Source organism: Terriglobales bacterium (genome assembly GCA_035543055.1).
GTDB lineage: Bacteria > Acidobacteriota > Terriglobia > Terriglobales > Acidobacteriaceae > JAIQFD01.
The window spans coordinates 1-14,322 of record DATKKJ010000021.1 but is presented as its reverse complement, the minus strand read 5'-3'; the positions used below and the strand labels follow the sequence as shown (position 1 = coordinate 14,322).

Annotated in this window: 14 protein-coding genes; 4 read left to right on the top strand and 10 right to left on the bottom strand. The window is 64.9% G+C overall.

Features of this window, described 5'->3' with window-relative positions:
- Positions 1 to 133 precede the first annotated feature (133 nt).
- The 9 genes from VMS96_01370 to VMS96_01330 all read right to left on the bottom strand — a co-directional run bounded on the left by VMS96_01370 (position 134) and on the right by VMS96_01330 (position 9,990).
- The gene (locus VMS96_01370) at positions 134 to 1,258 is read right to left on the bottom strand and encodes a DNA recombination protein RmuC (GenBank protein ID HVP42047.1); all 1,125 of its coding nucleotides are present in this window, start codon (positions 1,256 to 1,258) and stop codon (positions 134 to 136) included.
- On the bottom strand, positions 1,258 to 4,239 hold the full coding sequence (locus VMS96_01365; protein HVP42046.1) for an ATP-dependent DNA helicase: 2,982 nt from the start codon (positions 4,237 to 4,239) through the stop codon (positions 1,258 to 1,260). The genes VMS96_01370 and VMS96_01365 overlap by 1 nt, the downstream gene beginning before the upstream one ends.
- An 88-nt stretch (positions 4,240 to 4,327) precedes the next feature.
- Complete coding sequence (locus tag VMS96_01360; protein HVP42045.1) at positions 4,328 to 5,044, bottom strand: RsmE family RNA methyltransferase; 717 nt, start codon at positions 5,042 to 5,044, stop codon at positions 4,328 to 4,330.
- Positions 5,045 to 5,135: 91 nt separating this feature from the next.
- Complete coding sequence (gene dnaJ, locus VMS96_01355) at positions 5,136 to 6,266, bottom strand: molecular chaperone DnaJ (protein ID HVP42044.1); 1,131 nt, start codon at positions 6,264 to 6,266, stop codon at positions 5,136 to 5,138.
- A gap of 9 nt (positions 6,267 to 6,275) precedes the next feature.
- Positions 6,276 to 6,863: a nucleotide exchange factor GrpE gene (grpE, locus tag VMS96_01350; protein ID HVP42043.1), complete on the bottom strand. Its 588-nt coding sequence runs from the start codon at positions 6,861 to 6,863 to the stop codon at positions 6,276 to 6,278.
- Positions 6,864 to 6,875: 12 nt separating this feature from the next.
- On the bottom strand, positions 6,876 to 7,925 hold the full coding sequence (gene hrcA, locus VMS96_01345; protein ID HVP42042.1) for a heat-inducible transcriptional repressor HrcA: 1,050 nt from the start codon (positions 7,923 to 7,925) through the stop codon (positions 6,876 to 6,878).
- A gap of 134 nt (positions 7,926 to 8,059) precedes the next feature.
- On the bottom strand, positions 8,060 to 8,890 hold the full coding sequence (locus VMS96_01340) for an Mrp/NBP35 family ATP-binding protein (protein ID HVP42041.1): 831 nt from the start codon (positions 8,888 to 8,890) through the stop codon (positions 8,060 to 8,062).
- A gap of 127 nt (positions 8,891 to 9,017) precedes the next feature.
- Positions 9,018 to 9,494, bottom strand: a complete 477-nt coding sequence (locus VMS96_01335) for an acyl-CoA thioesterase (protein ID HVP42040.1) — start codon at positions 9,492 to 9,494, stop codon at positions 9,018 to 9,020.
- Positions 9,495 to 9,573: 79 nt separating this feature from the next.
- Positions 9,574 to 9,990 (bottom strand): hypothetical protein, encoded by a 417-nt coding sequence (locus tag VMS96_01330; GenBank protein HVP42039.1) that lies wholly within the window; start codon positions 9,988 to 9,990, stop codon positions 9,574 to 9,576.
- Positions 9,991 to 10,047: 57 nt separating this feature from the next.
- Between VMS96_01330 and VMS96_01325 the strand changes: the two genes are divergently transcribed.
- Both VMS96_01325 and VMS96_01320 read left to right on the top strand, forming a co-directional pair.
- Positions 10,048 to 10,362: a tetratricopeptide repeat protein gene (locus VMS96_01325; protein ID HVP42038.1), complete on the top strand. Its 315-nt coding sequence runs from the start codon at positions 10,048 to 10,050 to the stop codon at positions 10,360 to 10,362.
- Complete coding sequence (locus VMS96_01320) at positions 10,359 to 10,853, top strand: DinB family protein (GenBank protein HVP42037.1); 495 nt, start codon at positions 10,359 to 10,361, stop codon at positions 10,851 to 10,853. The genes VMS96_01325 and VMS96_01320 overlap by 4 nt, the downstream gene beginning before the upstream one ends.
- 119 nt (positions 10,854 to 10,972) lie before the next feature.
- Here the strand turns inward: VMS96_01320 and VMS96_01315 are convergent, their stop codons facing one another.
- The gene (locus tag VMS96_01315) at positions 10,973 to 11,803 is read right to left on the bottom strand and encodes an SDR family NAD(P)-dependent oxidoreductase (GenBank protein HVP42036.1); all 831 of its coding nucleotides are present in this window, start codon (positions 11,801 to 11,803) and stop codon (positions 10,973 to 10,975) included.
- Between the two features lie 101 nt (positions 11,804 to 11,904).
- On the opposite strand from VMS96_01315, the gene VMS96_01310 reads away from it, so the two are divergent.
- Together VMS96_01310 and VMS96_01305 are read left to right on the top strand one after the other, a co-directional pair.
- Complete coding sequence (locus VMS96_01310; GenBank protein HVP42035.1) at positions 11,905 to 12,513, top strand: LON peptidase substrate-binding domain-containing protein; 609 nt, start codon at positions 11,905 to 11,907, stop codon at positions 12,511 to 12,513.
- A 147-nt stretch (positions 12,514 to 12,660) separates the two neighbouring features.
- Positions 12,661 to 14,157, top strand: a complete 1,497-nt coding sequence (locus VMS96_01305) for a hypothetical protein (GenBank protein ID HVP42034.1) — start codon at positions 12,661 to 12,663, stop codon at positions 14,155 to 14,157.
- Positions 14,158 to 14,322 lie beyond the last annotated feature (165 nt).

The following is a 14,322-nucleotide window of genomic DNA, read 5'->3' as shown; positions in this document are numbered from 1 at the left end:
ACATCCATGAAGAATGGAAGGGAGAATAGGAACCATGGCAACGAAGAAAAAGAAAGCAAAGAAGAAGAAACACTAAGCTAGTTGCCGAAAGGCAAAGTTGGGGACGCGACGAGCGTCCCCAGAGTTTTTGCGCTCAATTCCCGCCCGCGCCGAGCGCGTGCTTCCCTTCCAGCGGCAGCTCCGGCTGTTCGGCGCCGGCTCCGGCCAGGCGATCGAGTCGGTCCTGTACCTTGTCGAGCGCGCGCTGGCTGTCGTCGTAGCTCTTTTCTGCATTCCTCAGATGCGTGCCCAGGACTCCGTACGTCCGGGTGAACTTGACGAGCTCGAGGTGCAGCGACTCGATCTCGTGCAGGATGGTTTCCGCGCGCTGGCTCACCGACAGGCTCTTCATCCCGACGACAATGGTCTGCAGGTACGCGTACAAGGAATTGGGCGACACCGGCATCACCCGTTTCTGCGTGCAGTAGTTGTAAAGATCGTTGCCTTCCTCGTCGCGAATGATCGCTTCGTAATAGACGTTCTCCGCCGGCACGTACATGAGCGCGAAGGGCAGCGTGCCGTCGGCGGGGCGGATGTACTTGGTCGCGATCTCGTCGATCCGCTTCTTGGTGTCCTTCAGGAACTCACGGCGTGCGCTCTTCCGATCGCCGTCGTTGTTCGCTTCTGCCATGCGCCGGAAATTCTCCAGCGGGAACTTGGAATCGATGGCGACCATGCCCTGGGGGAACCTGATCACGGCGTCGGCGACCTCTCCGGCTCCCTCGAAGCGGTACTGCACCTCGAAGTGCTCGCGGGGGAAGACCATGGCGAGCAGGTTCTCGAGCTGGGCCTCGCCGAAGCCGCCGCGTAGTTTCGGCGCGCTCAGGATGTGTTCGAGTGATGAGATCGACTTCGAGATCTCGGCCAGGCTGCGGGCCTGCTCGGTCATCTCGCCGACCTGCTTCTGCAGCGCGCCGAAGGTGGCCTGCACATTGGCGATGCGGTCGTTCACCGCCCTGGTGGTGTCGGACATCGAGCGCGAGACATCTGAGTTTACGGCCGCCAGCGCGGTCTGCACGTTGGAGCCGATCCCCTGCAACTGCTGCGCGAAGACGTCGGTGATCTGCTTGATGGAGCGGTCGGTGGTCTCGCGCAGCAGGCTGAGGTCGTTGCGGACCGCCTGCAGCGTCTGGTCGTCGGCGGGCGGCCGGCGCGACGCCATGTAGAGCGCGGCCCCGGCAACGACGATCGCGACCACGGCCAGCACGATGTCGAGCATCAGTTCACTCCTGCGGGCTTGGCAAGTTCCTGGAGCTCGAACAGCCGCTCCTCGGTGGCCGGACAAACCTCGCGGTAGGTGCAGCGCTTGCAGACGTGCACCTTGGGATCCGGCGCAAAGTCTCCAGCGGCGATACGCCCGGCGACTTCGCGGACCCTTTGCTCCGCTTTCAGCAGTTCGGCCTCTGTGCGCCGCGTCTCCACCGCCTGATTGGTCTCCAGGTTGTAGAGCACCAGCCGTTCCGGAGCAAGTTTCAGGCCACGCTCCGCCGCGATCGCGTAGATCGATAGCTGAAGGCTTTCATCGGCGGCCTCCTGGTCCTTCGGTCGCCCACTCTTGTAGTCGATGATGGCGACGCGGCCGCCGGCAAGCCGGTCGATGCGGTCCATTCGGCCGACGACTTTTGCCCCGCCGAGCTCGATCTGGAACGACTTCTCCGTCGCCAGGACGTCCACCGCCGGCTCTGCGCGCCGCAACGCCAGGAACTCGCGCAGTTCGCGGATACCCTGCATCTCGTAAAGCTCGCGCTGATCCCGGTCCGCGATCTTCGCCTGCTCGAGCAGCGTACAAAACACTGCAATGACCTCGTCGTCGCTTTGTGGGCGTCCGGTACGTTGCGCCTCGTAATGGTTGCGCAGGACGCTGTGCATCACCGAGCCGAACTGCATGGTGGCGACCGGTTCCTCCGGCAGTCGCCAGTCGCGCTGGATCTTGAACTTCAGCGGACAGGTGTTGTAAGTCTCGATGGCCGACGCGCTCAACGCTTCCTGCAACAGCTCGGGACGCGGTTCCAGCTGCATCCACGAAGCTGCCGACGAGGCCGCCACCGCCGCCGCACCGGCCGCCAGAGTGAGCCGATAGGGGCGCGCCTGCCGGGTGACCAGCACATCTTTGATCGAACGGTCCGACATCAACTCGCGGACGAAGACGCCGGGCGGCTCCCCCTTCGAGGTCGGCCGGGCACAGATGGTCAGGTTGTCCTGGGCGCGCGTCATGGCCACGTAGAAAAGGCGCCGCTCCTCCTCGTTGTGCAACTGCTTAGGGTCGGCGTCGCCGCTCACCCGCACGTCCCGGAGCCCTGCGGGAAATTCGAACAGCGGCTCGCGGTGATTGAGTGGGAACGAGCCGGAGTTCGCGCGGATGATGAACACATTGCGGAACTCCAGACCCTTGGCGGTGTGCGCGGTCATCAATTGCACCGCATTCTCTCCCTCGGACATCGGCAGCGGTACCGATCCGCGCGCCTCGACGAAGTAATCCAGGTATTGGATGAAGCCGGCGATCGTCGGCTCTTTGGTGATCGGCTTCTCGGTCCACTTGTGGGCGAATTGCATCAGCGCCGACATGGCCTGCGATGTCTTCCGCAACCGGAACTGGCGGATCAGCGGCGAGAGCGCGTCCAGCAGCTTCCATTTCTTCGCTGCTGCGGTGGTGCGCGCCTGGTCGAGCGCAGCCAGGACTTCCACACCGCCGGGGACGCTGCGCAAGACCTCGGTCATCGAGCCATCCCGTCCGGTAGCGAGAAGACAGCGCCGCAGCTCGTAAGGGTCGATGCGGAACTGCGACAGTGCCGACACGCGCAGCACGCTGATGCTGTCGCCCGGGTTCACCGCGGCGCGCAGGATGGCGAGCAGGTCGCGCACCTGCGGAACATCCAACACGTCCAAGCTGCGCACGATGAACGGGATGTCGCGAGCGGCCAGTTCCTCCGCCAGGTCGTCGCGGTGGGTGTTGATGCGGTACAGCACCGCGAAATCAGACCAAGGCGCGCCGCTGGCATCGTGGAGGTCGGCGATGCACGAAGCCACTTCCGCCGCCTGCACCTGCGAGGTCTCGATGTTCCGCCCGCGCTCCTGCGCCTGCGGCGGCGCGTACACGACGTGAATGGTCTCGGGAAGGATCGGCTCACCGTCGTCGCGAGCGCGCTCCTCGCGGGCCGAGCGGAGCGGATGCCGTTCGAACTCGGCGGCGATGGCTCCACCCGGGCGCGTGATCTTCGGGTTCTTCGAGATCACGGTGAAAGCGCCACGGAGGATCCCGGAGGTGGAGCGCTGGTTCTCTTCCAGGGTCACGCCCTTGGTTGCGGAAAAGCGCGCCAGGAACTGCTCGAACGCCCCGGCGGTAGCGCCGCGGAAGCGGTAGATGGCCTGATCGGGATCTCCCACCGCGAACACGTTGGCGCTTTCGCCTCCCAGCAGGTGTACCAGCTCGATCTGCGCCAGGTTGGCGTCCTGGAATTCGTCGATCAGGATGAAGCGGGCGCGCGCCCGCTCCTCTTGCAGGCGCTGCGGATCGCTGCGCAGCAATCGGACCGCGCCGGTGATCATGTGGTCGAAGGTGCCGAAATTGTCGGCCGCCAGCATGCGCTCCACCTTTTCGTACACGCTCGCGATCTCGCGGCAGCGGGCGATCATCTCCTCGCGTGGCGTCTGCTCCAGGACCTTCGAACGCACCACCCGCGGCAGCGGGCGGTTCTCTGCGATCGCCGATTCGATGTAGCGGCGAAAATCTTCCGTCGTCTTCAGCTCGTCGTGGCAGCGGCTGAAGAACTGCAGCAGGTCGCCGAGGAACTCTCCGACATTCGCCGCCTTGATGAAATGCTTCAGGCCGAGTTCCGAAACGCGACGCCGCAGGTAGATCCAGAGGTCCTGCTCGTCGAGGACTTCGAATTCCTTGCGCGCACGCTTCAGCAACCCGAAGCAGTAGCCATGGAAGGTGTGGGCCTGGAGGTCGGCGGAATCGATGCCGAGTTTGGCGGCTACGCGCTCGCGCATCTCCCGAGCCGCCTCGTCCCCGTATGTGACCGCCAGGATCTCATCGGCACGGGCGTGCCGCTGCGCGATAAGGCGCGCGATGCGCTCGGTGAGCACGGTCGTCTTGCCGGTACCCGCACCGGCCACCACCAGCATGGGGCCGTGCACGTGCTCCACAGCTCGTCGCTGTGCGTCGTTGAGCTCGACGTTTTTGCGGGATACGGACACTGCGCGCGGAACGCCTGGGAGCAGGCCATTATGTGAGACTCAGGCCCCCACAGCAATGAGGAAAACAACCGGAATGTGGAAAAAGGCTCTAGTCGCCCGCCATGAGTTCCGCCAGGGCGACAGCGAGCGCCGCGATGGCGGCCGTCTCGGCCCGCAGGATGGTCGTGCCCAGCGAGGCGGCGACCCATCCGTGCTCAACGAATCGCTTCGATTCGTCGTCGGTCCAGCCACCTTCCGGGCCGATGGCCAATGTCACAGGCTCGGTCGTCGAAGCAAGCGCCTGCTTGAGCGTGACGCCCGTCTCGGACTCGGCCAGGACGATGCGCGTGCCGCCGGCGACGCTCAGGACACTCGCCAGCTTCACGGGATCAGCCACTTCCGGCGGCAACGCCCGGCGCGACTGCTCCGCCGCTTCGCGGGCGATGCGCTTCCAGCGCTCCACTCGCTTGCCGGCCGACGCCGCCAGATGGGCGTCGGTCCTGCGGGCGATCACAGGCGTGACCCGCGCCACCCCCAGCTCGGTCGCCTTCTCGATGGCCCATTCGAAGCGGTCGAACTTGAAGATGGCGAGCACAAGATGGATCTTTGGCAGATCAGAAGCAGGGACGTCTTCCGCCAGCTCGAAGTCAACGCGCTCAGGGCTGATGCTGATGATCCGCCCGCGGCGCACGCGCCCGCCCCCCGCGATGTCGAACTCCTGGCCCACCCGGGCGCGCAGCACGCGCGCCAGATGCTCGGCGTGTTCGCCCAACAGCGTGGCGCGGTCGCCGGAGACTTCGTCCGCGATCCATCGGCGGCGGGTCATGAGAAGAGTTGTCAGTCCTCGGTCCTCGGTCGTTGGTCATGAGGGCTAAGGAGGAACGCTACAGGACTCTGACGGCCGACGACCGACGACGCTACTGAAAGATGTCCTTCACTTTGCTGAAGAGCGTCCGTTGTTCCGGTTTGTTATCCACCCGGCGCAAGGAATCGAGCTCTTGCAGGAGCTCCTTCTCGCGCTTGCTGAGCTTGCTCGGGGTCTGCACTCGGACTTCGACGAACAGGTCGCCTTTTCCGCGGCCGTTCAGCAGCGGGACGCCCTTCCCTTTCAACCGAAAGACGGTGCCGCTCTGGGTGCCGTCCGGCACCTTCAGCGCGTGCTCGCCGTCCAGGGTGGGCACCTTCAGCTCCGTCCCTAGGGCGGCCTGGGGGTAGGAGATCGGCAGCACGCAATGCAGGTCGTTGCCCTCGCGGGCGAAGAATGGGTGCTCCTTCACGTGCAGGACAACATAGAGGTCGCCCTGCGGGCCGCCGTGCGTGCCGGCCTCTCCGGCATCGGCCAGCCGGACGCGCATGCCGTCCTCGACACCGGCGGGAATCTCGATCTCCTTCGTGCGCTGCTTCTGGACCCGCCCCTGCCCCTTGCAGCTCTTGCAGGGATCGGTGATCACGCTGCCCACGCCGCCGCAGGCCGGGCAGGTACGCGACACGCTGAAGAACCCCTGCTGGTAGCGGACCTGGCCGCGCCCGCCGCACTGCTGGCAGGTGGTCGGGGCCTTTCCGGGCGCCGCGCCCGAACCGTGGCATTGCTCGCAGATCTCGTGGCGGCGGTAGGTGATCTCCTTCTTGACCCCGAACACCGCCTCTTCGAATTCGAGGGTGATGTCCTCCCGCAGGTCGGCGCCGCGCTGGGCACGGCTGCGGCGGCGGCCTCCGCCGCCGAACAGATCGCCGAACCCAAAGAAGTCCGACCCCCCGAACAGGTCGCTCAGGATGTCGTTGAAGATCGATGGATCGAACTGCACCGCGCCGCCATTCACCCCGGCATGACCGAACTGGTCGTACTGGGCGCGCTTGTTGGCGTCGGAGAGCACGGCATAGGCTTCGCTGCACTCCTTGAAGCGTTCCTCCGCCTCCGGGTTTCCCGGGTTGCGGTCTGGGTGATACTGCATGGCGAGCTTGCGGTAAGCGCTCTTGATCTCCTGGTCGCCCGCACTGCGGCCTACACCCAGGACCTCGTAATAGTCGCGTTTTGCTTGCGTGGCCAGATGTCCGCCTTATGGCTTCTTCGGGTTGCGCGCGACCCGGACCATGGCCGGGCGCAGCAACCGGTCCTTCAGTTTGTATCCCCGTTGCAGCTCTTCCAGGACGTGGTGGTCCGGCACCTCGTCGGTGTCCACGATCTGGACCGCCTGGTGGAGGTGGGGGTCGAACGGCTCGCCTTGCGCCGGGATGGGCCGCACCCCGAGCTTGGCCAGGGCATCGTGCAACTGGCGGTTGATGAGCTCGACGCCGGAGCGAAAGTCTTTGTCTTCGCCGCCTTCGTGCTTGATCGCCCGATCGAAGCTGTCCACGATGGGCAACAGCTCCTTGATCGCGTCCGCCAGAGCGTACTCCTTGTAATCGGCCTGCTCCTTGGCCAGGCGCTTGCGCTGGTTCTCGAAGTCGGCCTGCAGCCGTGCCAGGCGGTCGTACAGCATGTCACGCTCGACCTTCAACTGGCGCAGCTCGTCCTGCGGGCCGGCCTCAGCGGCCGGAGGTTGCGCCTGGGACGCGCCTGCTTTCGGCGCAGTTTCGTCTTCGTTCTCAGCTGGAGGCAGCTCGTGCTCCAGATCCAGGTCCGGTTTTCCGTTCCCTTTTGCCATACAGGATCAGACTCAACGATTCTCGTTCAGGATGCTGTCGAACATTTTCGCGATGTACGAAACCGCGGTGATGGTGTGCTGGTAGTCCATGCGCGTGGGACCGATCACCGCCAGCGAGCCCACCACCTCTTCCCCCACCCGGGCGGGAGCGCCGATGAGCACCAGGTTGCGCATCTGCGGCATCGCTTCCTCCAGCCCGATCACCACCCGCACCGCCTCCTGCCGCGTGCTCAAGTAGGCGCTGAGCAGCTCGACGATGCGCTCCTTCTCCTCCAGCGCCCGCAGCAGCTCCTTCAGCCGTTCCTTGTCGGCCTCGCTGACCACCAGGTTGGCGACGCCTTCCACGAAGACGCTCTGCGGCGCCGGCAAGGCCTCGCCCAGCGCGCCCCCGCGGTAAAGCTCCTCCAGCGAGGCCCGCAGACGGTCGTACTCGCTGCGCATCTGCTCCAGGCGGCGGGCGATCTCGCCCTTCATCTCCTCGATGGTCCAGCCGCGGAAATTTTCGTTGATGTAACGGGCCGCGGTGTCCAGGTCCTGCTGCGGCAGATCGCGCGTCACCCGCAGCACGCGGTCGCGCACCACGCCTGAGCGCGTCACTACGACGGCCAGAACCTTCCTCTCGGCCAGGCGCGAGAAATAAACGTGATCGAGAGCGTTGTGCGAGCCGGTGGTGGCGATGGTCACTCCCACGCAGCTCGAGATCAACGAGAGCACGTGCGAGGTCCGCTCCAGGAATTCCTGCGGGTCGCTGATCCCCGACAGCGATTGCCGGATCAGCCCCTCGTCCGCCGGCGACAGGTGCGTCTGTCCGGTGATGTGCTCGACGAAATAACGGTACGCCTTAGCGGTCGGGATCCGGCCGGCCGAGGTGTGCGGCTGTTCCAGGTAGCCGGCGTCGGACAGATCGGCCATGACGTTGCGGATGGTCGCCGGGCTCAGCCCGTCGACATTGCTGCGCGACAGCGTGCGCGATCCGACCGGCTCCCCCGTGGCGATGTAGGTCTCCACGATGGCCGTCAGAATCTCCCGCTCACGCGTACCGATCTGGCCTGACGAACCCATATTTGTCCAGATAAAGGCTTTAGATGCAAAAACTTACGCCAACGATTCGGCCTGCCGTCTGATTGAATTCTAGGGCTGCAGCGGCGGACAGTCAAGGTTTGGCACTCCTGGACTCAGAGTGCCAAACTTCGCCATCATTGGATCCTGAGGAAGTCTTGGGGGGCGGCGGCGTTTTGCTCTTCCACCCGGGCCGCCACCGCCTTGGCCAGCGCGAAGAACGACTTGGCGTGCTCGCCTTTTTCCCCGGCTAGCACCACGGGATGACCTGTGTCCCCGCCGCGGCGGATGTCGGGATCGAGCTCCACCTTGCCCAGGAAGGGCACCCCGAACTGTTTGGCGGTGCGCTCGCCCCCGCCGGTGGAGAAGATGTCGATCTCGTGATGGCAATGCGGACAGACGAAGTGGCTCATGTTCTCCACGATCCCCAAGATATCCACCTTCACCTGGCGGAACATCTCGATGGCCTTGCGCGCGTCCTGCAAAGAGACATCGGACGGCGTCGAGACCACGATGGCGCCGGTCAGCGGCACCGTCTGCATGAGCGAGATGGCCACGTCGCCGGTGCCCGGAGGCAGGTCGATGACCAGGTAATCGAGTTCGCCCCACTCCACCTGCTGCAGAAATTGGCGGATGAGCGAGTGCAGCATGGGCCCGCGCCAGATCAGCGGCTTGTCCCCGGGGTTGAGGAACCCGACCGACAACACCTTCACGCCGAAGGCCTCCAGCGGCTCGATGCGGTTCTCGCCCACCAGCTTGGGCTGGGCGCTGGTGCCCATCATCAGCGGGACATTGGGCCCGTAGACGTCGCCGTCGAGCAATCCCACCTTGTGACCGAGCTTGCCCAGCGCCACCGCCAGGTTCACAGAGATGGTGGTCTTCCCGACTCCGCCCTTGCCGGAACCGATGGCGACGATGTTCTTGACACCGGGCAGGGCCTGCGGCCCCGCTTGTGCCGGCATGTGCATGTGACTCACGAATCGACCTCACAACGGAGTGTCAAACTTCCGATTATACGCGTGGACTCAGGAGGCAGGGCGCGGGAGGCAGGAAGCAGGAACCCGCAGCCTGCGTCCTCCGTCCTGCCTCCTGCCTCTAGACTTTCTGGCGGTTGCGCTCCTGTTCGCGGATCTGGCGGCGGCGCAGGGCGTCTTCGTAGCGGCGCTTCTCCTCGTCCGTCTCCGGGATCAATGGAGGCACCGGGATAGGATGCCCCTGGCGGTCCACCGCCACGAAGGTCAGGAAGGCGGTAGCGATGTGGCGCGTCGTGCCCGCGATGTAGTTCTCCACAAAGCATTTCACGCCCACCTCCATCGAAGTGCGGAAGGCGCGGTTCACCGAGGACCTCAAGATCAAAAGGTCGCCGACGTGGACGGGCGCAAGGAAATCGATGTGGTCCATCGAGGCGGTGACCACGTAGCTGCGGGCGTGGCGATGGGCGGCCATGGCGCCGGCGATGTCGATGAAGTGCATTAACCGCCCGCCCAACAAGGAGCCGAGCGGGTTGGCGTCGTTGGGCAGGACAACCTCCGCCATCTCCGACTGCGACTCACGCACTGTTCTGCCGGTCATGCTCTTGTCTTCCATGCTCTTACCGTAGAGACGCCCGTCAGGGCGTCTGCGACGCAATGTGTGGACGGCCTGGCCGCCTCTACCCGGCACTGCTTCGGGAAAGATAGGACTGCAGATAACACTCGGCCATGCGCTGGACGCGCGGGTCCGGGTGCGGCGCCAGCCAGCGCTGCTGCGCACGGTCGAACATCAGCGGCCCATGCTCGTGCGGAGCATGGTCGCGCTCCGAGGTGAAGTAAAGCCCGACCTGCTGATCGCGGTCCTCAGTGATGATGAAGCGGACCGCATCAGCGTGCCGCTCCCGCGGCAGCCGCTGGCAAGCCTTCGCGTATCCCAGGTTGCAGAAATCCTTCAACTCGTCGTCGGTGAGCGCCGCTTGGTCCTGGCCCGGAGCCGTGCATACGCCGCGATAGCCATCCCCCAGTGGCAGGCGCCCGCGATGCGGCCACAGGTCCGATTCCAGACGTTCACTGGGAAGGAAAAAGGGGCACGCCATGGGTGGGCATTCTATCGCACCCTCGGGCGCACCAGGCCTGTGGTAAATTCGCTATCCGTGGTCGACCGCAAGGCAATGCTGGAGGAGTTCCTCAAGGACAACCCGAACGACGCCTTCGCGCGCTACGGCCTGGCGCTGGAGCATGTGAAGGACGGCGACATCGAAGCCGGGCTCCGCGAATTCAAGACGCTGCTGGAAAAGAACCCCGATTACACCGCGGGGTATCAAATGGCGGGACAGACGCTGGCGAGCGCCGGCCGTACCGAGGAGGCCATCAAGATGCTCTCCGACGGCATCGCCTGCGCGCGCCGCACCGGCAACAACCATGCCATGTCGGAGATGGAATCGCTGTTACAGGAGCTGAAGCCATGACCGCCACGCATCCTTATGCGCAATTCCTCGGCGACCGCGATCCGCTCGCGGTCCTTGCCGAGACTCAGGAGAAGATTCCCGCTATCGCCCAGAAGCTTGGCGCCGAAGGCTTGCAGCGCAGCTATGGCCCGGGTAAATGGACAGGAGCGCAGGTGCTGGCGCACCTCGCCGATTGCGAGATCGCCTTCGGCCATCGTGTGCGGCAGATCGTCGCCGAGCCGGCGCTGCCGATCCAACCCTTCGACGAGAATCTGTGGGCGAAGCACTACGACCGGGTCGACGGCGCCCAGGCGGCCCAGACCTTTAAGGCAGTGCGCGGCTGGAACCTTGCTCTCTTCCGGAGGCTGACCAGGGAGGAGCTGGAGCGGGCGTCGCAACATCCGGTGCGCGGGCCGGAAAAGGCGGCCACGGTCATCCGTATCCTCGCCGGACATACCCTGAACCACCTGGGGCAGTTGGAGAAGATCGTCGCGGGCTCCGCGGCCGCGTAGAAGGCATTCCACGTCGGCGTCATCCTGAGGGCCTTTAGGCCCGAAGGATCTTGCGCCCTGGATCCGCGAATCCTGCACGCGAGATGCTTCGCGGCTGAAGCCGCTCAGCATGACGCCACTTAATTCTTCTTCGAGCGTGCGGCCATCTCCGCGATCACTTCCTGCGCCGGGCGCAGGTTGCGCCCCACCACCCACTCGATCAGTGTGGGGAAAAGCTGGTACATCTTCACGTTGAGGCGGTGTTTGGCGGGCACGATCACGTCGCGCTTCCGTTTCAGGTATCCCTCCAGCGTGGCGCGGGCCACGTCCTCGGCCGTGGCATCGGCCTTGCGCGCCCCCGCGAACTTCAGGGCCTCCTTCCCCAGGACGATGCTCTCCTGGAAGTGGGTGGGGATGTAGCCGGGGCACACGTTCATCACGTGAATGCCGTCCTTTTGCAGCTCCACCCGGGCCGCGTGGCTGATGGCATTGATGGCGTGCTTGGAGGCGCTGTACGCCCCCTGGTAGGGCAGCGCGATGTACCCGACCACGCTGGAGATGTTGATGATGCTGCCCGAGCCCTCCTGCCGCATCAAGGGTGCCACCGCCTGCATGCACTCGATGGCCCCGAAAAGATTGGTTTCGAACAGGTCGCGGCAGGCCTTCATGCTCATGGCTGTGGTCGAGTCCTGCATCCCGTACCCGGCGTTGTTCACCCAGATATCGATGCGGCCATAGCGGTCGAGCGCGGCCAGGACCAGCGAGTCGATGTCGCTGCGCTTGCGGACGTCGCAAGCCACGGCGCGGGTCTGGTCGGTGTGGCCGATACGCTCGCGGGCGGCTTCGGCCCGGCCGAGGTCCCGCGATGAGAGCACGACGTTGGCGCCTTCTTCGGCAAACAGCTTGGCGATCGCCTCGCCGATCCCCATCGAGGCCCCGGTGATGACGGCAACTTTCCCCTGGAGTCGCATAGAAGACAATTCTACCCGCACTGATGCACCGCTGCCGCGCGCAGAGGCGTCCCGCCGCCGCGAGACGCCATCGGTACAACCATGTATCCTTGTGGACTCGCATGCCTGACCTGCTGCCCATCTTCCCGCTGGAGCTGGTGCTCTTTCCCGGCACGCCCCTGCCGCTGCATGTCTTCGAAGAGCGCTACAAGGAGATGATCGGTGAGTGCCTGGAGCGCAAGCGCCCGTTCGGGGTGGTGCGGGCCATGGCCCAGGCCGTAGCCGAAGTCGGTTGCACCGCCGAGATCATCGAAGTCGCCAAGAAGTACGAGGACGGCCGCATCGACATCGTCTGCGAGGGGCGGCAGCGCTTCGAGGTCGTGCGGCTCGACGAGGAGCGCAGCTTCCTGCGCGCCGAAGTCAATTTCATCGAGGACGAGCCCGAGGCTTCCCTGGCCGAGCACACCAGCAAAGCCATCGAGTCCTACAACGAACTGATGGCGCTAGTGGAGACCGAGGCCGAGACGCCGGAGCCCGACGATCCCCAGCTCTCCTTCCACCTGGTGGCGCCCCTGCCCGTGGACCTCGACTTCAAGCAGACGCTGCTGGCTTCGCGCTCCGAGGCCAAGCGCATCGCCATGACCGCTGAATACCTGACTGCCGTCCTTCCCCGCATGAAACGCGCCCTCAAAGCGCGGGAGAAGGCCGGCGGCAACGGCCACGGCTTGTAGGTTTCCCGAAACGGAACTGACCCCTCCAGCATCTTACCTGCAGAGCAGCCGATCGCCCGCATCGAAAACCTGCGTCCACGCTGCGATTTCCCCGGTTGCAGCGCGGCGTATAATCGGCTCAATGGATGGTTGGGGGCGTCCCACGCAATGAATCTTCCCCGTTCCCTGGGCGAACTACGCCGGAGTGATTTCACTGAAGAACGTCTGCACGCGCGCCGCGTCAAAGACGAGCTGCGCGAGAACCTGATCTGCCGGCTGCGGCGCAAGGAAGCGATCTTCCCCGGCATCGTCGGCTACGACGACACGGTCGTGCCGCAGATCGTGAACGCGGTGCTCTCGCGGCACAATTTCATCCTGCTCGGGTTGCGCGGGCAGGCCAAGAGCCGCATCCTGCGCGCCTTGACCTCGCTGCTCGACCCGCAGCTGCCGTACGTCGCCGGCTGCGAGATCCACGACGACCCGTATGCCCCCATCTGCAAGCGCTGCCGCGAGCTGGTGGCGCGCGAGGGCGACCGGACGCCCATCGCCTACCTGACGCCCGACGAGCGCTACGTCGAGAAACTGGCCACCCCCGACGTCACCATCGCCGACCTCATCGGCGACATCGACCCCATCAAGGCGGCCAAGGGCGGGCACGAGCTCTCCAGCGAGCTGACCGTGCATTACGGACTGCTGCCGCGCGCCAATCGCGGCATCTTCGCCATCAACGAGCTGCCGGACCTGGCCGGCAAGATCCAGGTCGGCTTGTTCAACATCATGCAGGAAGGGGACGTGCAGATTAAAGGCTACCCCGTCCGCCTGCCGCTCGACGTGGCCCTGGTCTTCAGCGCCAATCCCGAGGACTACACCGCCCGCGGCAAGATCATCACCCCGCTCAAGGACCGCATTGGCTCCGAGGTCCGCACCCACTACCCGGTGACCGTCGAGGAAGGTATCGCCATCACCACGCAGGAGGCCTGGGCGGACCGCAACGGTCACAAGCTGGTGGTGCCCAAGTACGTGCAAGAGATCATCGAGCGCATCGCCTTCGCCGCGCGCGAGGACAAGCGCATCGACAAGCGCTCCGGCGTGAGCCAGCGGCTGCCCATCACCTGCATGGAAAACGTGATATCCAACGCCGAGCGGCGCGCCATCCGCCACAATGAGCAGATGGTGGTGCCGCGGGTCGGCGATATCTACTCCGCCATGCCGGCCATCACCGGCAAGCTCGAGCTGGAGTACGAGGGCGAGATGAAGGGCGCCGACAATGTCGCCCGCGAGCTCATCCGCGCCGCGGTGGCCAAGACCTTCGACGCCTACTTCGCCAACGGCGACCTCACCCAGGTGGTGCAGTGGTTCGACCTGGGCGGCGACATCAAGATGAGTGACTCCGTGCCCGCCGAGGAAGCGCTCGCCAACCTGCGAAAGATTCAAGGCGTCGTCGATCGGCTGGAACCGCTCGGGGTCAAAGCGAAAGACCGCCCGGAGGTGCTAGTGTCGGCCGCCGAGTTCCTGCTGGAAGGGCTCTACGCCCACAAGCGCATCGGACGCAGCGAAGAACGCGTGTTCAGTGCCGGCGAGAGACACGCGAACCGCGCCGAATCGCGGCCGGTCCGAGAGCGCGACGAAGAAAAGCCGTTTAGAAATCGGCGTCCATACAATTAGCGACTCTCGGCATTTGATCGGCCGTCGACGGTCGACGGTCGACGGTCGACCAAGATGAAGTTCGTCAAATACAGCAAGTACGTCGGCGACCCCGCCTCCGAGATGAGCATGGAGGACCTGCTCAACGCTCTCTCCGACTACCTGCTGAACAGCGGTTTCCAGAAC